Annotated in this window: 26 protein-coding genes; 22 read left to right on the top strand and 4 right to left on the bottom strand. The window is 35.9% G+C overall.

Features of this window, described 5'->3' with window-relative positions; translation table 11 throughout:
- Window positions 1–32 precede the first annotated feature (32 nt).
- Window positions 33–1,889, top strand: a complete 1,857-nt coding sequence (locus EG344_RS22510; RefSeq protein WP_123911527.1) for a tail fiber domain-containing protein — start codon at window positions 33–35, stop codon at window positions 1,887–1,889.
- A gap of 108 nt (window positions 1,890–1,997) precedes the next feature.
- Here EG344_RS22510 and aroB read toward each other — a convergent pair whose 3' ends face one another.
- On the bottom strand, window positions 1,998–3,044 hold the full coding sequence (gene aroB / locus EG344_RS22505; protein WP_123911526.1) for a 3-dehydroquinate synthase: 1,047 nt from the start codon (window positions 3,042–3,044) through the stop codon (window positions 1,998–2,000).
- Window positions 3,045–3,145: 101 nt separating this feature from the next.
- Here aroB and EG344_RS22500 point away from each other — a divergent pair, with 101 nt between their 5' ends.
- The 3 genes from EG344_RS22500 (at window position 3,146) to EG344_RS22490 (ending at window position 5,910) form a co-directional block, all read left to right on the top strand.
- Window positions 3,146–4,330, top strand: a complete 1,185-nt coding sequence (locus tag EG344_RS22500; protein WP_123911525.1) for a pseudouridine synthase — start codon at window positions 3,146–3,148, stop codon at window positions 4,328–4,330.
- Window positions 4,331–4,495: 165 nt separating this feature from the next.
- Complete coding sequence (locus EG344_RS22495) at window positions 4,496–5,065, top strand: TetR/AcrR family transcriptional regulator (RefSeq protein WP_123911524.1); 570 nt, start codon at window positions 4,496–4,498, stop codon at window positions 5,063–5,065.
- On the top strand, window positions 5,062–5,910 hold the full coding sequence (locus EG344_RS22490; protein WP_123911523.1) for a sialate O-acetylesterase: 849 nt from the start codon (window positions 5,062–5,064) through the stop codon (window positions 5,908–5,910). The genes EG344_RS22495 and EG344_RS22490 overlap by 4 nt, the downstream gene beginning before the upstream one ends.
- A 75-nt stretch (window positions 5,911–5,985) precedes the next feature.
- Here the strand turns inward: EG344_RS22490 and pncA are convergent, their stop codons facing one another.
- Complete coding sequence (gene pncA / locus EG344_RS22485) at window positions 5,986–6,591, bottom strand: bifunctional nicotinamidase/pyrazinamidase (protein ID WP_123911522.1); 606 nt, start codon at window positions 6,589–6,591, stop codon at window positions 5,986–5,988.
- A gap of 250 nt (window positions 6,592–6,841) precedes the next feature.
- Here pncA and EG344_RS22480 point away from each other — a divergent pair, with 250 nt between their 5' ends.
- The 5 genes from EG344_RS22480 to EG344_RS22460 all read left to right on the top strand — a co-directional run bounded on the left by EG344_RS22480 (window position 6,842) and on the right by EG344_RS22460 (window position 10,140).
- Window positions 6,842–7,984, top strand: a complete 1,143-nt coding sequence (locus EG344_RS22480) for a DEAD/DEAH box helicase (protein ID WP_123911521.1) — start codon at window positions 6,842–6,844, stop codon at window positions 7,982–7,984.
- Window positions 7,985–8,178: 194 nt separating this feature from the next.
- The gene (locus EG344_RS22475) at window positions 8,179–8,715 is read left to right on the top strand and encodes a YfiT family bacillithiol transferase (RefSeq protein ID WP_123911520.1); all 537 of its coding nucleotides are present in this window, start codon (window positions 8,179–8,181) and stop codon (window positions 8,713–8,715) included.
- Window positions 8,709–9,170: a DUF1569 domain-containing protein gene (locus EG344_RS22470; protein ID WP_228412802.1), complete on the top strand. Its 462-nt coding sequence runs from the start codon at window positions 8,709–8,711 to the stop codon at window positions 9,168–9,170. Before EG344_RS22475 ends, EG344_RS22470 begins: the two co-directional genes overlap by 7 nt.
- Window positions 9,167–9,544, top strand: a complete 378-nt coding sequence (gene ytxJ / locus EG344_RS22465; protein ID WP_123911519.1) for a bacillithiol system redox-active protein YtxJ — start codon at window positions 9,167–9,169, stop codon at window positions 9,542–9,544. The genes EG344_RS22470 and ytxJ overlap by 4 nt, the downstream gene beginning before the upstream one ends.
- Complete coding sequence (locus EG344_RS22460) at window positions 9,544–10,140, top strand: Crp/Fnr family transcriptional regulator (protein WP_066693650.1); 597 nt, start codon at window positions 9,544–9,546, stop codon at window positions 10,138–10,140. The genes ytxJ and EG344_RS22460 overlap by 1 nt, the downstream gene beginning before the upstream one ends.
- Before the next feature lie 130 nt (window positions 10,141–10,270).
- Here EG344_RS22460 and EG344_RS22455 read toward each other — a convergent pair whose 3' ends face one another.
- Window positions 10,271–11,692 carry a PLP-dependent aminotransferase family protein gene (locus EG344_RS22455; RefSeq protein WP_123911518.1) on the bottom strand — a complete coding sequence of 474 codons (1,422 nt, stop codon included), beginning with the start codon at window positions 11,690–11,692 and terminating at the stop codon, window positions 10,271–10,273.
- Window positions 11,693–11,788: 96 nt separating this feature from the next.
- Here EG344_RS22455 and EG344_RS22450 point away from each other — a divergent pair, with 96 nt between their 5' ends.
- The 13 genes from EG344_RS22450 (at window position 11,789) to EG344_RS22390 (ending at window position 23,391) form a co-directional block, all read left to right on the top strand.
- Window positions 11,789–12,673 (top strand): DMT family transporter, encoded by an 885-nt coding sequence (locus tag EG344_RS22450; protein ID WP_123911517.1) that lies wholly within the window; start codon window positions 11,789–11,791, stop codon window positions 12,671–12,673.
- An 88-nt stretch (window positions 12,674–12,761) separates the two neighbouring features.
- A complete protein-coding gene (locus EG344_RS22445) occupies window positions 12,762–12,995 on the top strand; it encodes a hypothetical protein (protein ID WP_123911516.1) in 234 nt (77 codons plus the stop codon).
- 293 nt (window positions 12,996–13,288) lie between these two features.
- Window positions 13,289–13,885, top strand: a complete 597-nt coding sequence (locus tag EG344_RS22440; protein WP_123911515.1) for a Crp/Fnr family transcriptional regulator — start codon at window positions 13,289–13,291, stop codon at window positions 13,883–13,885.
- 645 nt (window positions 13,886–14,530) lie between these two features.
- Window positions 14,531–15,247, top strand: coding sequence for a KGG domain-containing protein (locus EG344_RS22435; RefSeq protein WP_123911514.1), 717 nt, complete (start codon window positions 14,531–14,533; stop codon window positions 15,245–15,247).
- A 73-nt stretch (window positions 15,248–15,320) separates the two neighbouring features.
- A complete protein-coding gene (locus EG344_RS22430; RefSeq protein ID WP_123911513.1) occupies window positions 15,321–15,908 on the top strand; it encodes a ferritin-like domain-containing protein in 588 nt (195 codons plus the stop codon).
- A gap of 74 nt (window positions 15,909–15,982) precedes the next feature.
- Entirely contained in the window at window positions 15,983–16,285 is a 303-nt protein-coding gene (locus tag EG344_RS22425; protein ID WP_123911512.1) for a hypothetical protein, read from the top strand.
- Window positions 16,286–16,313: 28 nt separating this feature from the next.
- Complete coding sequence (locus EG344_RS22420; RefSeq protein ID WP_123911511.1) at window positions 16,314–16,691, top strand: hypothetical protein; 378 nt, start codon at window positions 16,314–16,316, stop codon at window positions 16,689–16,691.
- A gap of 62 nt (window positions 16,692–16,753) precedes the next feature.
- A complete protein-coding gene (locus EG344_RS22415) occupies window positions 16,754–18,892 on the top strand; it encodes a catalase (protein WP_123911510.1) in 2,139 nt (712 codons plus the stop codon).
- A gap of 226 nt (window positions 18,893–19,118) precedes the next feature.
- A complete protein-coding gene (locus EG344_RS22410) occupies window positions 19,119–19,619 on the top strand; it encodes a CinA family protein (protein WP_123911509.1) in 501 nt (166 codons plus the stop codon).
- Between the two features lie 6 nt (window positions 19,620–19,625).
- On the top strand, window positions 19,626–20,423 hold the full coding sequence (locus tag EG344_RS22405; RefSeq protein ID WP_123911508.1) for an SDR family NAD(P)-dependent oxidoreductase: 798 nt from the start codon (window positions 19,626–19,628) through the stop codon (window positions 20,421–20,423).
- 5 nt (window positions 20,424–20,428) lie between these two features.
- On the top strand, window positions 20,429–21,175 hold the full coding sequence (locus tag EG344_RS22400; RefSeq protein ID WP_164464490.1) for an SDR family oxidoreductase: 747 nt from the start codon (window positions 20,429–20,431) through the stop codon (window positions 21,173–21,175).
- Window positions 21,176–21,204: 29 nt separating this feature from the next.
- Entirely contained in the window at window positions 21,205–22,728 is a 1,524-nt protein-coding gene (locus EG344_RS22395; protein WP_123911506.1) for an FAD-dependent oxidoreductase, read from the top strand.
- A 6-nt stretch (window positions 22,729–22,734) separates the two neighbouring features.
- Entirely contained in the window at window positions 22,735–23,391 is a 657-nt protein-coding gene (locus EG344_RS22390) for a DUF6766 family protein (RefSeq protein WP_123911505.1), read from the top strand.
- On the opposite strand, the gene EG344_RS22385 is transcribed toward EG344_RS22390, so the two are convergent.
- The gene (locus EG344_RS22385) at window positions 23,373–24,176 is read right to left on the bottom strand and encodes an AraC family transcriptional regulator (protein ID WP_185145576.1); all 804 of its coding nucleotides are present in this window, start codon (window positions 24,174–24,176) and stop codon (window positions 23,373–23,375) included. The genes EG344_RS22390 and EG344_RS22385 overlap by 19 nt on opposite strands.
- Window positions 24,177–24,311 lie beyond the last annotated feature (135 nt).

The raw sequence follows: 24,311 nt of genomic DNA, 5'->3' as shown, positions 1-24,311 counted from the left end.
GAATTTTGTAAGAACTCATTAACCTTTACAACATGAAAAAATGCACATTGCTGCTGTTACTTCTTTTTTTTGAAAATAACTTACAAGCTCAGATTGGGATCAATACGGTAACACCTAATCCATCCTCTGTATTAGATGCCGTGGGTTCTAATAAAGGAATATTAATTCCAAGGATCGCATTAACTGGAAACTCAGATACTACTACAATACCATCACCTGCCAATTCTTTAATGATTTATAATACAGCTGCTGTAAACGGTGTTCTTCCAGGATATTATTATTGGAGTGCCAGTGCTGGACGATGGACGAAAGTGTTGGATGACTTAACTCCCATTGTGATGACAGGATGGAGCCTGACGGGGAACTCGGGTATGGTAAACGGAATTAATTTTATAGGGACTTCTGATAATGTAGATGTTATTTTTAAAAGAAATAATATTGTATCCGGGGTCTTAAATACCACGAATACCATCTTTGGAGTTAATAGCCTGACAGCTAATACAGCAGGACTTAACAATACTGCGGTAGGTGTGAATAATTTAATTTCAAATACCACAGGCAGCATGAATACTGCCATAGGATCAGATGTATTGAGTAGTAACAAATCGGGGATACAAAATACCGGGTATGGATACCGAGCTTTATATTCGAATCTGGATGGAAATAATAATGTTGCCAACGGCTATTTTTCACTCTTTTCTGCTAAAAGTACGATAGGCAATGTTGGTATTGGAGCTAGTTCTCTTCGTGAGCTTATTTCAGGAGACGATAATATAGGAATTGGAGGAGACTCTTTCCGAATGATGCCTGGTGGAAGAGGAAATACAGCGATTGGTGGATCAGCTGGATATAATTTAAATTCTGTAAATAATTATAATACTTTTATTGGCTTCCGGGCGGCAGCCGGACTTGTTTCCGGAAAATCAAATACCATTATCGGAGCTAATGTCAGCGGGTTACCGGCTTCACTTTCGAATAACATCATCATTGCAGATGGTGACGGCAACAGAAGAATCAATATTGACCAGAATGGGAATATCGGCATTGGAACAAATACTCCAAAATTTCCATTGGACATTAGGTTAAAAACTACTGTATGGCCTTTGGCGGCATCAAGCCTTACTTATTATGGAATAAGTCCGGATTCAGGCTCTTTCGACGGAACGTTAACTACTTATTCTAATTACACCAATGATATAGGTACTTTCAATTCCAACACTTCTATTTATGCGGATGGAAACATTATATCGGTAGGAAAATTGAGTGTAGCACAAACCTCTCTTTTTTCAGATAAAAGAATTAAAAATATCATCGGAAAGTCAGAGGGTGCAGAGGATTTGGAACTCTTAAAAAAGCTTAGTATTACCAATTATTTCATGAAAGATGAATTGGTCTATGGTAAACAGAAGTTTAAAAAGGTGATTGCTCAGGAGGTAGAGAATGTATATCCGCAAGCAGTCAGCAGAAGTGGCTTAAAAACTTTTATTCCTAATATTTATCAGTTGGCAAAACAAAATGGCGGAGTTTTTATTTTTGAAAGGCCTATTGTTATTGATAAAGAGGACAAATTTCTTAAAATATATGATGAAACCGGAGAAATTATTTTAGAAATACAGGACAGTACTCCTAATAGTATCACAGTGAAGTTAGCAGATAAAAACCTTAAAGGAAAACTATTTGTTTACGGAACTGAAGTATCTGATGTGAGAACTGTAGACTATGATGCTTTGTCTATGTTGAATATCTCTGCAACTCAGGAACTCGCAAAAAAGATTGAAACATTAGAAAATGAAAATGAAGCATTGAGAAATTCGAATATAGAAATGCAGCATAAACAGTCTGTTTTTGAAGAGCGTTTAAAACATCTGGAATCTTCCTTGTTGAAATAAATCATCCTGACCATCATTAATAAAAAAAGCCTGACCATTTACAATCAGGCTCTTTGTGTTTTAAGGTCTATTATCCATCATTATTCGTTAAACCAAAGAAAGGATGATTTAAAGATCATTCAATTTTCTGTAAAAATGAATAGCTTTCAGGATATTTTTTTGACTGCACTGGTGATCATAATTACATGATCCGATTCCTGTAAGCAGAGAAAAATTAATTTTACTGTCCACGTTCTTTTTATCATTTAATAATAAAGCTGTAATATCTTCATCTTTAAAATCACTGATATCTAAATAAGGATAGTAACGCTGGATGTTTTCAATGATCATTGTTGAATCTTCTTCTGAAATAAGGTTTTCAAGAAATGCCAGGTGAGCTTCACTAATCATTCCCATGGCAACAGCCTCTCCATGAAGAATAGGATTTCCTTGTTGTAAACAAAGGCTTTCTACAGCATGCCCTATTGTATGTCCGAAATTCAACGTTTTTCTGATATTACTTTCATGGAAATCTTTTTCTACAACATCCTGTTTGATATCCATAGAATTCTGTATATAAGGAGAAACGGCCTCTACATCAAGTTTGTTAATCTGGATCAGCTGATTCCAATGAGCTTTGTCTGCAATCAGACCGTGTTTAAGCATTTCTGCAAATCCACTTCTTAATTCTTTAAAAGGTAATGTTTCCAAAAATTTAGGATAAATAAAAATTTGCTCCGGGAAAGCAAATGTTCCCACCATATTTTTATAATGCATCAGATCAATTCCTGTTTTCCCACCAATAGAGGCATCACACATAGATAAAAGGGTAGTGGGGATATTAATGAACTGGATTCCTCTTTTATAGGTAGATGCTACAAAACCTCCCATATCTGTTATAACACCGCCACCCAAATTAATAACTAATGCTTTTCGGTCTGCCTGCATTTCTGTAAGAATTTCCCAAAGCTGATTGGCCGTCTGGATATTCTTCATTTCTTCTCCAGCTTCAATCTCCAGAATTTCAAACCCAAGATCTGTTTCCATATTACCTAACAGAACGGGAAGGCAGTATTCATGAGTATTTTCATCCACCAAAATAAAAATTTTACTGAATGTTTTCTCATGAAGAAAATCGTTGAGTTGAGAAAAATTATCGTTTAATATTGTTATCATCTTCGAAAATATGTATGGTTAAAATGTAAACTATTCTGCAAAGTTATGATTCTTAATTTTTAACTCGTAACTAAATTACTATCTTTGCAGAAATTTTTAGAATGAGCAGAGATAATAATAATTCAGACAGACCAAAGAGACCAAGAATTTCAACCAAGAAAAGTTCTGATGATTCTCGTGCTTCCAGATCTGGAAATTCTTCAGGATCAAAACCTTTTAAAAAACCTTTCTCTAAAGACGGAGGAAGAAAAGGTCCCGAACATTCAGGATCCAACTCAAGATTTGAAAAGAAACCGTTTAAGAAAAATACTGAGAGATTTAATAGCTCAAGTGATGATTCTGAATCAAAATCTGAAAGTAGAGCTTATATCACGAATAAAAGTGAAAGCTACGAAAAGAAATCTTTTGGAAGACCTAAAAGAGGGGGTAAAAGCTTTGACACAAGAGATAAGTATGAAAGAGGAAGCCTGAAATATGGTAGAAGACCTTCTGCTAATGGAGAGGATAGAAATGATGATAAAACAAGATCTTTTGTACAGAAAAGAAGGCTGAACAAGATTGATAAAGACATTCATAAAGACAGCATCCGTCTTAATAAGTATATTGCTAATTCCGGAATATGCAGCAGAAGAGAAGCTGATGAGCTTATCACTCAAGGGCTTGTAGAGGTAAACGGAAAAGTAGTAACTGAAATGGGATATCAGGTACAGAAAACTGACAGAGTAGTTTTTGACGGACAAAGTATTACACCGGAAAAACCAGTATATGTACTTCTGAACAAACCAAAAGGGTATATTTCTACCACTAAGGACGATAAAGCAAGAAAAACAGTAATGGATCTTGTAGCGAATGCTTCTCCTTACAGACTTTTCCCAGTGGGAAGATTAGACCGTTCTACTACAGGAGTTATCTTATTGACTAATGACGGACACATGACTAAGAAACTGACGCATCCATCTTTTGATGCTAAGAAAATCTATCATGTAACGTTGGATAAGAAACTGACTGGTGAAGATTTACGTCTTATCGCAGAAGGAATTCGTCTTGATGAAGGAGTAGCAGTAGTAGATCAGATTTCGTACATTGATGGTAAGCCTAAAAATGAAATCGGTATTGAGATCCACATTGGATGGAACCGTGTTATCAGAAGAATTTTCCAAAGATTAGGATACGAGGTAGAATCTTTAGACAGAGTAATGTTTGCCGGATTAACGAAGAAAAACATTAAGAGAGGACACTGGAGAATTCTTTCAGATCTGGAAGTAAACAATCTTAAAATGCTTTAAAATAATTTTAAGGTATTGTAAATAAAAAGCGTAGAGATTTATCTCTGCGCTTTTTTGTCTTATTAATCGAATAAAATGCTCCACTTGTTTGAACTTTTTTCTTATTTAAAATAAAATGTCTCATTTTTGAGACATTTGTCGTAATTTTGGGTCAATAAAGAATTTATGAATACTCAGCAGAAAATTATTGAAGCAGCGATATCAGTTTTAAACGATGATTTTTCGGCAACATTGGAGGATATAGCAATACATTGCGGTTTTAATAGAAGAACACTTCACCGATATTTTAAAAGCCGAAATGAATTACTGGAAGCATGCAATAAAAATATGATGGAGGCATGGGAGTTGGCAGCTATTAAAGCTTGTAACAGCTCTGAAGATCCCTTAGTACAACTTGAACATCTATTATATGCCGGAATTGACAGCGGAACAAAGTATGCTTTTCTCATTAAACTGAATGATAATGATACATCCTCTTCAACACGATACGAAAGTGAGCAAAGTGCAGCTTATTTTAAAAGAAGAGATCAGTTGTTTGATGCTATTCAGAAATTACAAAAACAGAAGGTGATAGATGACCGGTTTCCTTTACCCTGGATAAGAATTCTTTTTACCAGTGTGATCACGGCAACGATTATGGCGTTCAGATCTGGAGATATTGCTCAAAATGAAGTAAAAAAACTGGCCTGGTATTCATTCAGCAGAAGTATTGGTATACAAATAAATAAAAAATGATACATTCCTTTTTAATGATAGGTCAGTCGAATATGGCTGGTCGTGGGTATTTTAAAGAAGTCCCGTCTATTTATGATGAGCATATTAAAATGCAAAGAAACGGATTATGGCAAATCATGTCCGAACCTATTAATTTTGACCGTCCCAGTTCCGGTGTGGGACTTGCCGCTTCATTTGCTGCATCCTGGAGGCTCGATAACCCGGAAGATGAGATAGGATTGATTCCATGCGCTGATGGTGGAACCAGCCTTGATGACTGGGTTGTAGGGAGTGCTTTATTTGAAAATGCGATATCACAGGCTAAACTTGCACAACGAACAAGTCGGCTTTCCGGAATCTTATGGCATCAGGGTGAAAATGATTGCTCTCCGGAAAAAGCTGAGATATATAGTGAAAAATTTGCTGTAATAATTAAAACATTACGTCAGGAATTAAATGTTCCAGAAATTCCTCTTATGATAGGTGGTTTAGGAGACTTTCTACCTAATGGGATCTTTGGGAAATATTTTGCTTCATACGCTTTAATTAATCACGAATTGGAAGACTTTGCAAAAGCACATGCCAACAGTTATTTTGTTACGGCAAAAGGACTTACGGCCAATGCTGACAATATTCATTTTAATGCTTTGTCACAAAGAATATTGGGGGTCAGATATTACAGCGCTTTTCGTGATTTAAAACATGTTCTTGAGCTTCATAATGATGAAGAAAACAGATTAACAACAATCTATAACCGTCCTTATACCCAAACCGAAAAAATCAAACTATTGGAGCATGAATTTGCAGTTGGAAATATTGAATCTAAAGATTTTCTGTCAGAATTAGCTATCCTGAATGGGAAGTAATATATTTATATCAAAAAAAAACAGCACCATCATTAGTGCTGTTTTTTTGATCCTTTTCAGGATATCATTATTATTTTATCCAAGTACGGTTACTCCTTTTTCAATCATTTCATAGATTGCATCTCTGCCATTATCAGGCTTTACATTGACAGCTTTGGTTCCATTAAAATGAAGACAAGTGATATATCCATTGGCTACAGCATCCTGAGCTGTGAATTTTACACAATAATCCATCGCCAGTCCTGCAATTTCCACTAACTGAATATCATGGTATTTCAAGAAATCATCCAATCCGGTTTTCATGAAATGATTGTTGTCCTGAAAGCCACTATAGCTATCAATTTCAAGGTTTTTTCCTTTTTGTATGATATGGGTAACCTTGCTTTGGTTTAAGTCTTTATGGAATTCAGCACCGAAAGTTCCCTGTACACAATGATCCGGCCACATAAATTGGGGTACACCATTTAGAATAATACTTTCTCCTACTTTACGTCCGTTACTGCTTGCAAAGCTTTTATGTCCTACGGGATGCCAGTCTTGAGTTAAAATAATCTGGTCATATTCATTTTCATCCATCAGAAGGTTGATATAAGGAATAATCTCATTGGCTCCCGGTACTGCTAATGCTCCGCCTTCACAAAAATCATTCTGTACATCGACTATTATTAATGCTTTTTTCATATTTTGATTTCTCGAATTTTTGATAAATTTACAAAACTAATTGGCAAAAATTTGTCCAAAACCAAATTATCGGACAAATCGGCAATAAAAAAGTTAAAAGGAGAGAAGCTGGAAGTTACTTTTTGTTTTGCAATTACTAACTGTTCCTTTAATAAGGAGTATTATTGTTTTTTATATCATCATTACTTCCTTTTTCCATCACCCAGCTTCCAGCCTTTTAGCGTATCTTTGCAGCAAATAAATAGTTTTTATGTCATTTGAATCGTTAGGATTATCACACAATATTATTCGTTCCGTTAAAAAACTTGGGTATTTAAAACCTTTCCCAATCCAGGAACAAGCCGTACCTGTTATTTTACAAGGGAAAGATCTGATGGGAATTGCACAGACAGGTTCCGGAAAAACAGCTTGTTTTGTGATGCCGATTTTAGAAAAATTACAAAATACAGAAGCTAAAAAAGGACGAAATATTCAGGTGTTAATATTGGTGCCTACCCGTGAATTAGCCATTCAGATTGATGAGGTTTTCAGGGCATTTACGGAAAATCTGAAACGTGAAATCCGTACTATGGCTGTTTATGGAGGAGTTTCTATCAATCCTCAGATGAAAGGAATGTTTGGGGTTGAAGTTCTTATCGCAACTCCCGGACGTTTACTGGATTTGATTGACCATAATGCATTGAGTATTTCAGAAATTCAGCATTTAGTCATTGATGAAGCGGATAAGATGTTTCAGTTAGGCTTTGGCGAAGAAATGAATAAGCTTTTTGCTTTAATGCCTGTAGTGAAACAAACTACTTTATTCTCAGCGACTTTAAATGATAAAGTTTCTGAAATGAAAGAACGTTTATCTATTCACCCTACGATTATTGAAATTAAAAAAGAAGAAGTTGAAATTGACAATATCGAGCAATTTGCTTATCATGTTTCTCCGGAAAACAAGGGTCCTTTTTTAAGGTATTTAATTAAAGAAAAGAAAGTTGAAAAAGCCTTGATATTTGTTTCGTCCACGAGATCTGCGGATAATTTAGTGGAAAAACTTAAAAAGAATAAAATTAAAGCGGTTGCTATTCACAGCCAGAAATCTCAGGGTGCCCGAAAAAATAATTTAGAAGAATTTAAATCCAATGGAGCACAAATATTGGTGGCTACAGATTTAATAGGTCGTGGAATCCATATCGATTATTTACCTTGTGTTATCAATTATGAACTGCCACGCTCACCTTTGGATTACATTCACCGTATTGGTAGAACAGGTCGTGCCAATGAAAAGGGTGTTGCTATTAATATTTTGACGGATGATGAATTGCAGCATTTCAGGGTCATTCAAAAGAAAATGGGTAAAAAAGTAACCTTAGAGAGAACAGAGGGAATTGATTTACATGGTTACTAAAATATAAATTAAAATAAAAGCTCCAATTGTATATAATTGGAGCTTTTTTGTATTTCATATATAATCATTACAATTAACATTTTTTTCATATTCAAATTTCTTGAATTTTAATAAATTTACAGAATCAGATAAAGGTTTGCCTTAAATTGAAGGAATAGACCAATCGATACTAATTAAAAATTAAAACCTGAGCAATGAGTGATCTCTCAAACAAAAAATTTCCTATAGGACAGTTTGAAGCCCCTGAAAATATCTGTGATACCACTTTAGATATTTATATTAAAGCAATTAAAGACTTTCCCGGAAAACTTAAGAATCTCATTGAACATTTTACAGATGAACAACTTGATACGCCTTACAGAGAAGGGGGATGGACCGTAAGACAGCTTGTTAATCATATTGCTGACAGCCATACGAACAGCTTTATCCGCTTTAAGCTAGCTCTTACTGAAGATAACCCAACGATTAAACCTTATGATGAAGCCAAGTGGGCTGAACTTCAGGATAGTATTGAGATGCCCATAAAACCGGCTATGAGAATGATAAAGGGAACGCACCAACGATGGACTGTGCTTCTTAAAAGTCTTACCAATAAACAGTTTGAAAGAACTTTTCATCATCCTGAACACAACAGAAATTACAATTTAAGGGATAATCTTGCATTATATGTCTGGCATTGTGACCATCATTTCGCCCATATTGAAAATCTGAAGAAAGAAAAAGGTTGGTAAAAAAATATTTAGCTCATCCCATATACTTTAAGGAAATTACAGACAGAATTTCCAGATTATCTACAGACAGCCAAAGAAAATGGGGGAAAATGGATGTTTGTCAAATGCTAATGCACTGTGATCTAGTTCTTCAGGTGGCTCTGAAGAAAATTGAACTTCCACGCATTAATCTTCTGTTTGAGACAATAGGAATCGTTACAAAAATAGAAATGTATGTTTTCAATAACGGAATTCCCAGAAACATGCCTACTTTTCAAAAACTAATCGTTAATTTTGAGTGTGATTTTGATGAATCAAAAACCAATCTGCTGAAGACGCTGGAAGAATTCCGGGAAGCCTGTGAAAACAAAAAACTTCCGGACAGCCACAGATTATTCGGTAACATGACTGAAAAAGACTGGGAATTTTTAGAATATAAACATCTTGATCATCACTTAAAACAATTTAATGTATGAGTTTTTTTGATAAAATATTCGGTGGAAATAATCAACCCTCTGATCAAAAATCTTTCTGGAAGAATATAACGTCTGAAGAAGACCTGACAAAAGCCATTGAGAGTTCTTATCAGCATAAAATAGCTATATTTAAACATTCAACTAGCTGTTTTATCAGCAAGACTGTATTGAGAAACTTTGAAAAGGAGATTGAAAATTCAGAAGATAAGATAGAAGTATATTACCTTGATCTATTGGCTTACCGCCCTCTTTCAAATAAAATTGCTGAGGATTTTGGGATAAGACATGAAAGTCCGCAGCTGATTGTTATCGAAAACGGAAAGCCCGTTAACAGCGCTTCGCACCAGGACATTTCTTTAAGCCAAATCATATAATGAAGAATATTAATAATTATTTAGCCAAAGTTTTAAACGTTCCCCTTCAAAGTGTGAATACCTGCAGCCTGCATTATGAAGTAAAAAAGATTCCTAAAAATCAATTTCTTCTTCAGTACGGCGAAATATGCAGGCATATATTCTTTGTAGAAAAAGGTCTTTTGAAAATGTACTCCATTGATAAGAATGGAAAGGAGCATATTATACAGTTTGCTCCTGAAAGCTGGCTGATTTCTGACCGAAGCAGTCTTTATTTTAATGAAAAATCCAATTACTATATAGAAGCGGTAGAAGATTCGGAAGTTTTGTTTTTACATCCTGATTTCTTCAATAAACTGGTAGAACAATTCCCTAACAGCATTGAACGTAGTGATTTTCTGCTTCAGAAACATATCAGAAGTCTTCAGAATAGGATTAATTCCTTGCTGGGAGAGACTGCAGAGGAAAGGTATATGAAGTTTATTAAAATGTACCCGGATCTGCTTCTTAGAGTTCCTCAATGGATGATTGCTTCTTATCTTGGTATTACTCCTGAAAGCTTAAGCCGTGTAAGGAAAGAACTGGCAAGAAAGAATTTCGTACCTGACAATAAATAAAAAAAGGCTGGAGGCAGGAAGTTCTATTGAGAACAAAATAACTTTAACTGCATTGTTAAATTATTCTTCATCATTGCAATGTCAATAAGACTGACTTAAGATATTCTTAAAACTTCAATTTCTGTGTTTCTTATCTTAAATAAATCCTTTTGGCCAGTTGTCCGACCTGTTTTAGTTTTGCCTGCGTATCTTCTGACCATGGAAGCCCGATACAAAGTCTTAAACAATTTTCAAATTGCTCCTGGAAAGTAAACATTCTTCCGGGTGCAATACTGATATTCTGTTTGATGGCAAGATCATAAAGTTCTGTGGTTCGGATTTTCTTATCAAATTCTACCCATAAAGATAATCCTCCCTGTGGACGGCTGGTTTTGGTGCCTTCGGGAAAATATTCAGCGATGGTTTGTACATAATTCTGATAATTACTCTGTAACGTTTTTCTAAGCTGCTGAAGATGCTTTTCGTACCTTCCGGATTTCATGAAATTGGCTACCGCTTCATTCACAATCGAAATGGAGGAGGTAGAATGTAAAAGCTTAAGTTTTAATATTTTATCTTTATATTTTCCAGGAGCAATCCAACCTACACGGTATCCTGGAGCCAATGTTTTTGAAATGGAGCTGCAATACAGTACATTTCCATCCTTATCAAAAGATTTACAGCATTTCGGACGGCTGGAGCCAAAATATAGATCTCCATACACATCATCCTCAATTAATGGAATATTATTTTCTGACAGAATTTTTACAATCTCTTTCTTATTTCCGTCAGGCATACAACTTCCCAAGGGAGAATTAAAATTGGGAATTAAAAGACACAAATCAATTTTTGGAATTAATTTCTTTAGAGCATCAATTTCTATCCCTGTAGTAGGATGAGTAGGAAGTTCAAGTACTTTTAATCCTAATCCATTTGCCAATTGTAAAATTCCCGGATAACACGGACTTTCAATAGCAATGGTATCACCTGGCTTTCCCAGAGCCATTAAACAGAAGGATAAAGCATTCATCCCGCCATTTGTAGTTACCAAGTCATTTTCATTAAGATTTCCGCTCCATTGTAATGAGCGTACAGCAATCATTCTTCTGAGTTTCAGATTTCCCTGCAGTTCTTCATATTCTGTTCCACCTTCTTTTAATTCTCTTATGGCATGTACAATCTCTTTTTTCAGTTTGGCCTGGGGAAGAAGATCTCCGGAAGGAATTCCAATAGAAAAGAAGGTAATGTCTTTTTTGCCCATATTTTCATAAACCTTACTGATCAATTCATCAGGTTCGTCATTATTGGCAATCAAAGAAGGACGGCTTACTGCTGGCAATGGAAGCTTTACAGATAATAATTGGCTTACAAAATATCCGGATTGTGGTTTCGATTCTACGAGGGATTGAGATTCAAGTTCAAGGAAAACACGTTTTGCGGTGTTCATACTTACCTTATGTTCATTGCATAGCATTCGTACAGAAGGAAGTTTATCTCCTGCTTTTAGTACTCCATTTCGAATCTGATAGGCAATACCGTCTGCAATTTCTGTGTATAAGAATTCTTTACTCATATTTTTTAACTGTGCTCATGCAAATATACAAAACTGATACTGTGTTTGTCGAATTATCCTTTTTAATTTTGACCTAAATAATTAAAGCTTATCAAAATGATGACAGATACAATTTCAAAAGACCAAGCTGTAAGCGGTTGGATCAATGGTTTTATAGGGGTATTGCTTTTTAGTGGTTCTATGCCAGCTACTAAGCTTGCAGTCATGGAAATGAATCCTATATTCGCAACAATTGCACGTGCAGTAATTGCCGGAGTACTGGCCCTTTCAGTATTGTTGATCTATAAAGAAAAACGACCTGCAAAAAATCAGTTATTTCCTCTAGCCCTTGTGGCTATAGGCTGTGTGATAGGATTTCCATTGCTTTCCTCATTGGCATTGCAATATCTTACCTCTGCGCATTCTATTGTGTTTTTGGGAATGCTCCCATTAGCTACTGCTATTTTTGGGGTTTTTCGTGGTGGAGAAAAGCCACATCCTGTATTCTGGATTTTTTCTGTAATCGGAAGTCTTTTAGTAATTGGCTATGCGTTTTCGCAGGGAATTTCAGCTTCTCCGATCGGCGATATTCTGATGCTTCTTGCCATTATTCTATGTGGAATGGGGTATGCAGAAGGTGCTAAGCTTTCTAAAACATTAGGAGGATGGCAGGTTATTTCATGGGCACTTGTTTTATCTCTGCCTGTTATGCTTCCTTTATTTTTTATTTATTTTCCATCCAATGTAGCATCCATAAGCTTTAGAGGGTGGTTTGGCTTAGGTTATATTTCTCTTTTCAGTATGTTTATTGGGTTTATATTCTGGTATAAAGGACTGGCACAGGGTGGAATTACCACAGTAGGGCAGCTTCAGCTATTACAGCCGTTTTTTGGACTTGCTTTAGCGGCATATTTGCTTCATGAGCAGGTAAGTATAGGAATGCTGGGCATTACTGTTGGAGTTATTCTCTGCGTTGCCGGAACCAAGAAATTTGCGAAATAATCAAAAATAAAGCATTATGACTTAAGTCATAAACAAACGGTTTCATAATAGTCTACTTTTGGTAAACCATACTACAAAATATATTATTATGAAATTCACCTTATTATTCATCATTACAGGCCTTGTCGTAGTGAGCTGCAAAAAAAAGCCCCATACTGAGAGCCCTCTTATCGCAGACACCATAAAAGCAGATACCAATGCTTCTGCTCAACCTATGCCCGTACCGGTTCCATCAGACTCAATGCATACTGCAGACAGCGTCTCCCATCAAACATTAAAAGATACTGTGAAGGCGACAAAGAAAAAAACTGTAAAAAAATAAAACTCACTACATAGATTTAAAAACCCGTTTTCTATTTTATGAAAACGGGTTTTATTGTCTTTATAATTTTTATAGAAAACATTCTTTTTCGCTTTTAAAAAATAAATTAATAATAAATATGAATAAGTGAAAATCGTTAAACAATAAAGTATTTTGATGATAAATTAAATAATGTTTTTAACTTAAATTAACGTATTTTTTAATAATCAAGGCTCAATATTTGCATATACTTAAGGATTCCCAATGATATTTTACTAAGACGAGAAGAAGAAAACAACATTAAAAAAGCTATTATGGTTATTAACGAAAATATTTTACAATCAGCGGGAGCCGAAGTAAGAGACTATAAACCCACGGAAAATATCTTCTGTGAAGGAGATACCCCTAACTATTATTATCAGATCATTACAGGCGAAGTAAAGCTGAATAATTACAATGAAGAAGGGAAGGAATTTATACAAAATTTTTTATCAGATGGGCAGAGTTGCGGAGAATCTATTCTATTTATCAATAAGCCTTATCCTATGAATGCAGAAGCCATAACTGAATGTAGTGTTTTACGGCTTGATAAATCTGCATTTTTCAATTTATTAAGTACTTCTCCCAAGTTATGTATGGAAGTTACCCGTTTTTTATCACAACGTATTTATTATAAATTCGTTATGATGCTCAATATTTCCTCACAAAATCCAACTATCAGATTGAAAGGACTGATGGATTACCTTAAGAGTTTTCAGGATGATGAAAGTCCTTATTCTTTTATGATCCCATTAACGAGGCAACAGATGGCAAGCCTTACAGGCCTTTGTGTAGAGACGGCTATAAGAACGATCAAACACATGGAAAGAGATAAGATCCTGAAAATTGAAAATCGTAAAATCTTATATTAAGAAACACTTTCCAATACTAAATTTTACTGTTTTTTTCTATTAAAATCTATATAGATATAAAGGGAATAAGCTGTATGAATATTAATGAAGAGCTTCTGTACTCATTTGATACAGAAGCCAAAACCTGAAAAACAGGAAATCATGCACAATATTATTTTCAAATTTTTAAAGGAAAGATAAAACTCAACAATTACCATGAAGAGGGAGAAGTATTCGTTCACAAAATCTTAGGAAAGAACTAAAGTTTTGGAGATCTGCTTCTTTTTTGGATCAGGTAAAATATATCGTCTCAAAATCCAATGTTGCGCTTAAAAGGGCTTATGGATTATCTAAAATGTTACGGGATTGTGTGTAGAAACAATAATCCATACCTAAAAAAATGGAACAGAAAGGAGATATTATCTTTAAATATAGAAAAGTTTTATATTAATATCTTCAAACATGACTAAGGTCATAAAAATGGGAATTATTCAGTTGTATATTTGATCTACCAATTTACAGTACAATTCCTTAAGTCCTTTACAAAATAAAAAAGCAATTTGGCTTTTTATATTCAAATTGAAATTACCGACTCCAATTCGTTGCCGTCTCATACTAGTCACGGGCTGTAACGCATCACTAAATATTAATATAAAAAATTCAGTTATGAACACTAGAAATTCAAGAAATCGTAGCTCAAGAGGACAATCACATTCTCCAGAAAACCTTGAAGAAGTCTATCAATTAGGATATGATCATGGTTTTAACGATGCATCGAGAGATGAAGATTATGACGATGATTTCTCAGAGTATGAAAATTACTTTGATGAAGACAATGACGATTATGATGAAGACTATGATGAAGATTACGACGATGACTATGATGAAGATTATGACGACGAGGATAATAATTATAACCAAAGAAGCCATAGGGGAAGAAGTTCTGGAGGCGGAAACGGAAATCAACAAAGAGACAGTATGGGAAGATTTACTTCCGGAAGAGGTAACTCTTCCCGTAGCAATGGTTCGAACGGAGGTTCTCGTGGACGATCAGGATCAAATTCCAGATCTGGCGACAACAAAGGCAGATCATCAGGAGACGGTACTTCAAGAAGAGGTTTTGCATCTATGAGTAAAGCCGAGCGAACCAGAATTGCGAGAATGGGTGGACAAGCATCTCATGGTGGCGGACGATCTGGCTCAGGTAATTCAAGAAATGGAAACTCTAGCAGTAATTCACGTAGTAGTTCAAATTCTGATTCTGGCAGCTCTAGAAGAAGCTCCTCATCAATGAATAGAAGTTCCAGAATGAGCGGGGAAGCATCACACGGAGGCGGAAGATCTTCCGGAAGATCCGGATTCGGAGGCAGACGTAATTCATAATTCTTTTTCCAGATTGCCTCTTTATTTATAATAAGGAGGTAATCTTTTCAACCTTTAAACACCACTTCACATTATGCCAAATAAAATTTTAGAAACCGATACGGCAGTTTCTGTCACCAAAAAAGGGACGGCAGATAAGGCTACCATCAAGAAAGGTGAAATGAAAAACTCACCGCTTCACAAATTTTTTGTAAGCGCTCTTAAAGATATTTATTACGCTGAAAATGCAATTCTGGAAGCATTGGAAAAAATGCAGGAAGCTGCTACCAGTGAGGATTTAAAAGATGCTTTTGAAGATCATCATCTCCAAACCCAGAAACACGTAAAACGCTTGGAAAAAGTATTTCAACTTATTGATGAAACTCCAGAAAAAAAAGAGTGCAAAGCTATAAAAGGAATCATTGAAGAAGGCGAAGAAATCATCAAATCTACAGAGGACGGTTCTTCAACAAGAGATGTGGGACTTATCATTGCCGCTCAAAAAGTTGAACACTATGAAATTGCTACCTATGGAGGGCTTGCCCAGCTTGCTATTACCATGGGGCATGATAAAGCCGCAGATCTTTTGGAAAGAACTCTTCAGGAAGAAGAGGATACCGATGCTGATCTCACAGAAATAGCGGAAACGTCCATCAATTTTGATGCTGAACAGGAAGATTAAACCCAACTATACAGTAAGCCATATAGCTTGTTTACTCTATATGGCTTATTTTAAATCATGAATTCAAAATGTATATGGACTGTCAGAAAATAATAAAGACTCTAAAGCATAAAAACTTCATAAAAGTCAGCAATAATGGACTGTGCTTTGAAAATGGAGCAGCTGTTTATGCCAAAGAAATAAAGGACAATATTTTTCTACTATTTATTATTCTGAAAGATATTGATATTGAAAACATTCAGGCATTAATTGCTCACTTCGACTGTTTCAACAGCATAGGATTAAAAGAACCGAAACAGATTATGTTCTACCTTTCTATTAAAGATAAAGACGATCTCCATTATTTTGAACAATATTTAAAGGCATCCAATAACTAATAACTCATAAGCTAATAACTTTTAATATATGGTATTCGAAAACGACACTTTACGGCATTCCGGGTTGAATGGCAAAAATAATGCGATTGAAAACGAATCCTTATTTCCCGGTATTATCAATTCATACGGAGTAACTGCCTTCTTGATTAAATCTCTGGAAAAGATCAAAAGCAATGCAAAATGTGAAATCTTTAAAAAGGTAATCGACAGTTATATTCAAGAATATATTCTCCACATCCGTGAATTTCATACCAAAAATGTAATGGATTCGTGTGAAATGGATTCTGAAATAAGAATTGATACTCCTTCTTTTTCTTTATACGCTAAAACAGCTTATTATAAAGTATTAAAAGAGGAAGAATGTATCAGTAAACTGCTTAATATGCTGGAAAATGATAAAGATTGAATTCCAGAAGCCCTAGTCTGACTGCTTTTAAAAATATACACCCATCCCAAAATTAATATAATATGAAACCAGAAAAAAATAATGAAAAGGCAGAACAACTGAAGCAACACAGTACCTCTAATGAGAATGAAAAGCTTACCACCAATCAGGGTTTAAAGATCAATAACAACCAGGATTCTTTAAAAGCTGGTGATAGAGGTCCATCATTACTCGAAGACTTTATTTTGCGAGAAAAAATTACTCATTTCGATCATGAAAGAATTCCTGAAAGAGTAGTTCATGCCCGAGGATCCGGTGCTCATGGAGTTTTTAAACTTACCAGAAGTCTTGCAGAATATACAAAAGCGAAATTCTTAACGGAATTAGGAAAGGAAACCCCTGTTTTTGTAAGATTTTCAACCGTAGCCGGAAGTAAAGGAAGTACCGATCTGGCAAGAGATGTACGCGGTTTTGCCATTAAATTTTATACGGAAGAAGGTAATTATGACCTGGTAGCGAACAATATGCCTGTATTTTTTATTCAGGATGCTATCAAATTTCCGGATCTCATCCATGCCGTAAAACCTGAACCGGATAATGAAATCCCTCAGGCTGCTTCCGCTCATGATACCTTTTGGGATTTTATATCATTGATGCCGGAAAGCATGCATATGATAATGTGGCTGATGAGTGACAGAGCCATTCCGAGAAGCTTGAGAATGATGGAAGGATTTGGCGTACATTCTTTTAAATTCATTAATGAAGAAGGCAAAGTACATTTTGTAAAGTTTCATTTTAAACCCAGACTCGGTGTACACTCTGTTGCCTGGAATGAGGCCCAGACAATTTCAGGAGTAGATTCTGATTTCCATAAAAGAGATCTTTGGGAAGCTATTGAAAATGGAGATTATCCTGAATGGGATTTTGGAGTACAACTGATTCCTGAAGAAGATGAGGACCGCTTTGATTTTGATCTTCTCGATCCCACAAAGCTGATTCCTGAAGAAGAAGTTCCCGTAGAAATTGTAGGAACATTAACCTTAAATAGAAATCCTGATAATTTTTTTGCTGAAACAGAACAGGTAGCCTTCCATCCGGGACATATCATACCTGGAATAGATTTCACCAATGATCCTCTGTTACAAGGCAGGTTATTTTCGTATACCGACACTCAGCTGTCAAGATTGGGCTCTCCCAACTTCCATGAAATACCCATTAACCGCTCTATCAATGTAGTCCATAATAATCAAAGGGATGGCCATATGAGACAGCAGATTGTTAAAGGGAAAAGCAGCTATGATCCTAATTCCACAGGTGGCGGATGTCCTTTCCAGGCTATGATGTCTGAAGGAGGTTTTGCTTCCCAGCAGGAAAGGATTTCGGGGAGTAAAATTCGCGAAAGAAGTAAAAGCTTTGTAGATCATTATTCACAGGCTAAATTATTTTATAACAGCCAGTCAACGCCTGAAAAAGAACATCTTCATAATGCCTTCATTTTTGAATTGTCTAAAGTTACCCTTCCTTCTGTAAGAGAAAAACTGGTAGGACAATTAGCCTATATTGATATGTTTCTTGCATGGCGTGTTGCTGAAAAATTAGGCGTAGAAGTTAAGAAACTGGATTGGCCGAATCAAAGTTTACCGGCAGACAGTAATATTGTAGAACTGCAAAGTGAGGAAAGAGAGCCTAAAACGAAAGTTTCAGAAGCGCTGAGTATGAAAAACACGATTAAGAATACAATTAAAAGCAGAAAAGTCGGATTTATTATGGCCAGCGGGGTTTATCATAAACACGTAAATGATCTGAAAATAAAACTGGAAGCAGAAGGTGCACGTGTTGAATTCATTGCTCCGAGTCTGGCTAAAGTAAGAACTGATGACGGATCAGAGCTTACTCCCAAACATTCTTTAACCAGTACCTCCAGTGTCTGTTTTGATGCCCTTGTTATCTGTTCGGGTGGAGATTCAATAAAAGAACTCATGATCCCTGAAAATAAACATCTGGTACTGCATTTTATTAATGAAGCTTATAAACATTGCAAAGCTCTTTATTTTGGGTCAGGTACTGAGCCTCTTTACCATAATAGCAATGTCGCTGCAAAAAAATATGAAGATCCAGGGATCATTACATGGGAAGATGATGCAGCCACAGATCACTTCATCAATGCCATTTCCCAACACAGAGTCTGGGATCTCGAAATGGAGAGAAACGCTCAATCATAATATACATCCTTCACACCAATCACACTTAATATTTCATGATGAAAAGGAGCGGTTTTTACCATTAAAGATCTCAGAAATTCTGAAAAGTACAAAATATCATTCCGCATTCATTATTACAAAAAAAGACTTTATAAACAGAAATGAATGGATAAGGATAGCTGATAGTCTTGAAGCTGTCAAAGCGTAATACAAATTATTAAATAATATTTTTCAAAATAAAAATGCTATGGAATTTCAAAAGAATCTTCTAGAATATATAAGCCACTGTCTGATGACTGCCGGTGAAACTATTTCTATTGCTGAAAGTGTAACGTCAGGTTGCTTACAATTAGCTTTTTCACAGATGCCTAACGCCTCTTTAACATACAAAGGCGGAATAACGGCTTATACTTTACCGGAAAAAGTAAGACTATTAAATGTAAATAAGAATGAAGCAGAAGAATGTGACTGCGTTTCGGAAAATATTGCAAAAACCATGGCATTAAACATTGCCAGTCTTTTTGAATCCGATTGGTCTATTTCAACCACAGGGTATTGTACCCCAATACGCAACTCCTCTTATAAGATCTTTGCTTATTTCTCATTTTCTTATAAGGGAGAGATTATCCTCACTAAAAAATTGGAACTGCACCCCAAAACCCAGGCTCTTAATGCCCAGCTATATTACACAGAGTTCATTTTGGGATGTTTTAAAAGCGAACTTAACAGGCTTTTAATATTAAAATAAGAAATCATGGAACGTAAAAATAAATATGTTCTGATTACCGGAGCAACAAGTGGAATAGGCTATGAACTGGCTAAACAGTTTGCCAAAAACGGCTATGATCTTGTTCTTGTTGCCCGGGATTATGAAGAGCTTAAAAACAAAGCCAATGAGTTTAAAAAATATGGAATTAATGCCATCCCTATATCAAAGAATCTTTTCTCAGAAGATGAAGCTTATTCTCTGTATTCTGAATTGAAAATGAATGGAATAAGCCCTGAAATTCTGGTGAATGATGCCGGACAGGGGGTATATGGAAAATTTCAGGATACTGATATTCATCGTGAGGTAGATATCGTTAATCTGAATATCATTTCTGTTATCATATTAACCAAACTGTTTATTAAGGACCGTCTGCCTAAGCGATCGGGAAAGATTTTAAATCTGGCTTCCGTGGCCAGTAAAGTTCCCGGTCCATGGCACTCGGTATATCATGGAACCAAAGCATTTGTCCTGTCATGGTCTGAAGCCATCCGGGAAGAGTTAAAAGACATAGGAATTACGGTAACTGCTCTTCTGCCAGGTCCAACTGATACTGATTTCTTCAATAAAGCAGATATGAACCAAAGTAAAATTGTTGAAGATAAAGATACTTTAGCATCACCTGAAGAAGTAGCTATAGATGGCTATAATGCTTTGATGAATGATGAAGATAAGGTTATTTCAGGATTAAAGAATAAATTATCTGTAGCCATGTCTAATCTTTCCACAGACAGTATGGCTGCTCACAGAATTGCGGAAATGCAAAAGCCGGTTACTGAAAATTAAAAATCATGGGAAAGCTGGAAAACAAATCTGTTCTGATAACAGGTGCCGACAGCGGAATAGGCAGAGCAGTAGCACTCCTTTTTGCTCTGGAAGGTGCTGATATCGGAATTATTTATCACTCAAGTGATGATGATGCAGAAAAAACAAAGGCTGAAATTGAAAATCTGGGTAAACAATGTATTATTTTCCAGGGAGATATCAATGATTATGAATTCTGTGAAAAGACTACTCAAAAGATAATTGCAGCTTTCGGAAAAGTGGATATTCTAATCAATAATGCAGGTGTACAATTTCCTGCGGATACGATTGAAGAACTTGAAGAAAGAAATATCAGGCATACCTTTAATGCCAATATTGTTGGAATGATTCTGCTCACGAAAGTCATATTTCCCTACCTGAAAGAAGGAAGCTCTATCATCAATACAACTTCTGTTTCAGCATATGAAGGCCACCCGGAATTATTGGATTATTCTGCAACAAAAGGCGCTATTGTATCTTTTACCCGTTCACTGGCATTGCAGGCTAAGCCTAAGGGAATCCGGATCAATGCTGTAGCACCTGGTCCGGTAGCAACACCGCTCACCAAGGAAACTTTTGGTGAGAAAAAAGAGAATCCCAATCAACCACCTTTAGGCAGAAATGCAACTCCCGAAGAAGTAGCTTACAGCTTCCTCTTCCTGGCCAGTGAAGACGCAGCACAGATTACCGGACAGGTGATTCACCCCAACGGTGGAATCATTGTAAACGGATAACAGATAATTTAACCCTAAAACAATTGGTTATGTATAGAGATGGAGCCAGAAAAAGTATATGGCAGGATGAAATTAAGAAAAATTCAACAGAAAATGATCTCAGCCAATGGTTTGATACCGCTATTGTTGGCGGTGGAATTACCGGAGTTTCGACAGCTTTAAAATTACAAGAATCCGGACAAAAATGTATTATTCTTGAAGCTGCAAATATCGGATTCGGAACCACAGGAGGAACTACAGCACATCTGAATGATTTCTTTGATACCACTTTTGCTCAAGCCATTCAGGACTTTGGACTGGAAAATGCTAAACTGTATGCTGAATCAGGAAAAGATGCCATTCAGATTATTGAAAACAATATCACAAGATACAGCATCAACTGTGATTTTGCCAGAAAATCTGCTTACCTTTTTGCATTGGATGAAGACCAGGAAAAACGATTGAAAGATATTGTAACAGGAGCTGCCCAGATCGGCCATGAAATGACTTATGTAAATGAAATTCCATTTCCAATCCCTTTTACAGAAGCTGTCCTTATTCCCGGACAGGGACAATTTCATCCTATCAAATACATCAAGGCACTTTGTGAAGCTTTTATCCGGCTAGGCGGCGCTATCGAAGGAAAATGCGTTTGTGAAAACCATGAAGAACATGCAGACCACGTTGTTCTTACCACTTCCAAAGGAGATATAATGGCCAAAAATGTAATCTATGCCACCCATATTCCACCAGGCAGTAACCTGCTTCATTTCACTAATGCTCCCTACCGCAGTTATGCTATGGCATTTACATTGAAAGATAGTAGTTTTCCAAGAGACTTAGGCTATGATCTTTGTGAACCTTATCACTATTACCGTATTCAGGAAATGAACGATGAAAATCTATTGATTGCAGGTGGAGAAGATCATAAAACAGGACATTCTGATGATACCGGGGAATGTTTTTCCAAACTGGAAAATTACGTCCGGGAACATTTTGATGTAGAAACAACCTATTACAGCTGGTCCAGTCAATATTATGAGCCTATTGATGGTTTTCCTTATATAGGCAAGCTTCCCGGAACTAAGGAAAGAATATTTGTTGCCACAGGATTCAGGGGAAACGGAATGATCTTTGGTACGCTTTCAGCACAAATTTTTCATGATCTTATTGTGACAGGAAAAAGTAAATATGAATATCTTTTCAGTCCTGCAAGAATAAAACCTATAGCCGGATTTTCAGATTTTGTAAAAGAAAATACAGCTGTGGCTTTTGATTATGTAAAAGATAAAATTTTTGTTGAAAAAATTGATTCTCTATCAGAAATTAAACCCGGAGAAGCAAAAGTCTTTCGATATGAGTCGGATCATTATGCTTTGTATAAAGAGCTTAACGGAACTTTTCATCTCTTGAGAAGTAAATGTCCGCACGCCTCCTGTGAGGTGCGGTGGAATAGTGCAGAACTCAGTTGGGATTGCCCTTGTCATGGCTCAAGATTTAACATCAATGGGAAGCTGCTTACCGGGCCATCCACAAAGAATCTTGATAAAATCTTTCCGTTTCAAAAAAAGTAAATCATTATGCATCGTGCCAGTTTTGTTTATCGTAACGGTTTAAGTATAACCCTCATTTTACTTATGTTCTTTTCTCTTACAGGCCAATTTTTCACCGGTTGGAAAACTGAGAACAAGGAGCTGGCAGAGCAGGGATTTCCGGCTTTGGCCATCAATGAATACTTCTATAGCGGACATTTTATACAGGCTACTTTTGAAAATTGGGAAAGTGAATTTCTTCAGATGATGCTTTATGTTTTATTAACAGTATCACTTCGACAAAAAGGCTCCAGTGAATCAAAATCTTTACTAGGAGCAGAAGAGGTAGACAGAGAACCTGTAGCTCACCCCAAAGCTCCATGGCCGGTTAAAAAAGGAGGAGTTTGGCTGAAAATCTATAAACATTCACTATCAATAGCTTTTGCATTGCTTTTTCTCATCACTTTTGGATTACATTTCTACGGAAGTTTAAAAAATTATAATACTGAGCAGGGGATGAAAAAAGAACCTCTGGTCACCGCCATACAGTATCTTTCAGAATCCAGGTTTTGGTTTGAATCATTTCAGAACTGGCAGAGTGAATTCCTGGCTGTTGCCTCTATTGTTATTTTATCAATCTGGCTCCGGGAAAAAGGATCCCCGGAATCCAAACCAGTAGATATGCCTCATGATAAAACTCCATGACCTTTATACACTTTAGGTTTTGCCTTCATCACGGCAAAATAGGATGAGGTAAAGGCGGATAAACTTTGATATCCTACTTTGTAAGCCACTTCGCTTAAAGTGAATTGCTTTGTATCTATAAATTCTATACTTTTTAAAATTCTGGTCAGTTGAAGGTATTTCTGTAAGGTAATGCCTGTCTCATTTTTAAAAATCCGTTGTAAACTTCGTACAGACATTTGTGCCTTAGCAGCCAATGCATCAATATCCAGATTATATTTAAAATTGGAATTGATATCATTACAAACCGGAATTAATCTTGTGTCTTTGGGAATAGGTATTTCAAGGCCATTACTTTCTTTGCAGAAATTAGGAAGACTTTTTAAAATCGCTTTAAAGAAAATATCCTGTTCTTCGTTTTCATCCAGAGATTGATTCCATTTTGCCGCGTATAATAACATTTCCTTCAAAACAGGTGGAACTGCAAATACTTGAATATTCTGATAAAACTCTTCTTCAAATACAGATTTGAATAGGAAAACCATGAGATTAACCGTTTGAGCTTCGGAAGTAATTTTATGTGCTTTTCCGGAGGGAACCCAGATCACATGATGCTGTGGCACAAGATAGATCTTCTGGTCAATATGGAAATACTGATACCCGTCTTCCACAAAAGTTAACTGAGCACGGTTATGAACATGCTCATAGTCATCATGTTTCCAGTCTTTTTCGCACCATACGTACGCTTCTTTTTCAATGGTATCTACAAACTGGCTTTCTGTTTTTTCAATCAGTCCACATTTCATGCTGTCGTTTTGTATATATTTTTTGGCAAATTTAATAAAAACGCCATTATTAATTTTGTATTATTAATTTATACCCTGTTCAGAATGAAAAAAATATGTTCTTTTTTTATTTTAATTTTACTATTTAACACCACA

Origin of the sequence: Chryseobacterium sp. G0162 (genome assembly GCF_003815715.1) — a bacterium.
Classification (GTDB): Bacteria; Bacteroidota; Bacteroidia; order Flavobacteriales; family Weeksellaceae; genus Chryseobacterium.
This window is presented reverse-complemented; position numbering and strand designations above follow the sequence as displayed.

Coding starts and splice junctions, on each gene's coding strand:
- EG344_RS22510 (WP_123911527.1), top strand. CDS start 33: ATGAAAAAATGCACATTGCTGCTGTTACTTCTTTTTTTTGAAAATAAC.
- aroB (WP_123911526.1), bottom strand. CDS start 3,044: ATGATAACAATATTAAACGATAATTTTTCTCAACTCAACGATTTTCTT.
- EG344_RS22500 (WP_123911525.1), top strand. CDS start 3,146: ATGAGCAGAGATAATAATAATTCAGACAGACCAAAGAGACCAAGAATT.
- EG344_RS22495 (WP_123911524.1), top strand. CDS start 4,496: ATGAATACTCAGCAGAAAATTATTGAAGCAGCGATATCAGTTTTAAAC.
- EG344_RS22490 (WP_123911523.1), top strand. CDS start 5,062: ATGATACATTCCTTTTTAATGATAGGTCAGTCGAATATGGCTGGTCGT.
- pncA (WP_123911522.1), bottom strand. CDS start 6,591: ATGAAAAAAGCATTAATAATAGTCGATGTACAGAATGATTTTTGTGAA.
- EG344_RS22480 (WP_123911521.1), top strand. CDS start 6,842: ATGTCATTTGAATCGTTAGGATTATCACACAATATTATTCGTTCCGTT.
- EG344_RS22475 (WP_123911520.1), top strand. CDS start 8,179: ATGAGTGATCTCTCAAACAAAAAATTTCCTATAGGACAGTTTGAAGCC.
- ytxJ (WP_123911519.1), top strand. CDS start 9,167: ATGAGTTTTTTTGATAAAATATTCGGTGGAAATAATCAACCCTCTGAT.
- EG344_RS22460 (WP_066693650.1), top strand. CDS start 9,544: ATGAAGAATATTAATAATTATTTAGCCAAAGTTTTAAACGTTCCCCTT.
- EG344_RS22455 (WP_123911518.1), bottom strand. CDS start 11,692: ATGAGTAAAGAATTCTTATACACAGAAATTGCAGACGGTATTGCCTAT.
- EG344_RS22450 (WP_123911517.1), top strand. CDS start 11,789: ATGATGACAGATACAATTTCAAAAGACCAAGCTGTAAGCGGTTGGATC.
- EG344_RS22445 (WP_123911516.1), top strand. CDS start 12,762: ATGAAATTCACCTTATTATTCATCATTACAGGCCTTGTCGTAGTGAGC.
- EG344_RS22440 (WP_123911515.1), top strand. CDS start 13,289: ATGGTTATTAACGAAAATATTTTACAATCAGCGGGAGCCGAAGTAAGA.
- EG344_RS22435 (WP_123911514.1), top strand. CDS start 14,531: ATGAACACTAGAAATTCAAGAAATCGTAGCTCAAGAGGACAATCACAT.
- EG344_RS22430 (WP_123911513.1), top strand. CDS start 15,321: ATGCCAAATAAAATTTTAGAAACCGATACGGCAGTTTCTGTCACCAAA.
- EG344_RS22425 (WP_123911512.1), top strand. CDS start 15,983: ATGGACTGTCAGAAAATAATAAAGACTCTAAAGCATAAAAACTTCATA.
- EG344_RS22420 (WP_123911511.1), top strand. CDS start 16,314: ATGGTATTCGAAAACGACACTTTACGGCATTCCGGGTTGAATGGCAAA.
- EG344_RS22415 (WP_123911510.1), top strand. CDS start 16,754: ATGAAACCAGAAAAAAATAATGAAAAGGCAGAACAACTGAAGCAACAC.
- EG344_RS22410 (WP_123911509.1), top strand. CDS start 19,119: ATGGAATTTCAAAAGAATCTTCTAGAATATATAAGCCACTGTCTGATG.
- EG344_RS22405 (WP_123911508.1), top strand. CDS start 19,626: ATGGAACGTAAAAATAAATATGTTCTGATTACCGGAGCAACAAGTGGA.
- EG344_RS22400 (WP_164464490.1), top strand. CDS start 20,429: ATGGGAAAGCTGGAAAACAAATCTGTTCTGATAACAGGTGCCGACAGC.
- EG344_RS22395 (WP_123911506.1), top strand. CDS start 21,205: ATGTATAGAGATGGAGCCAGAAAAAGTATATGGCAGGATGAAATTAAG.
- EG344_RS22390 (WP_123911505.1), top strand. CDS start 22,735: ATGCATCGTGCCAGTTTTGTTTATCGTAACGGTTTAAGTATAACCCTC.
- EG344_RS22385 (WP_185145576.1), bottom strand. CDS start 24,176: ATGAAATGTGGACTGATTGAAAAAACAGAAAGCCAGTTTGTAGATACC.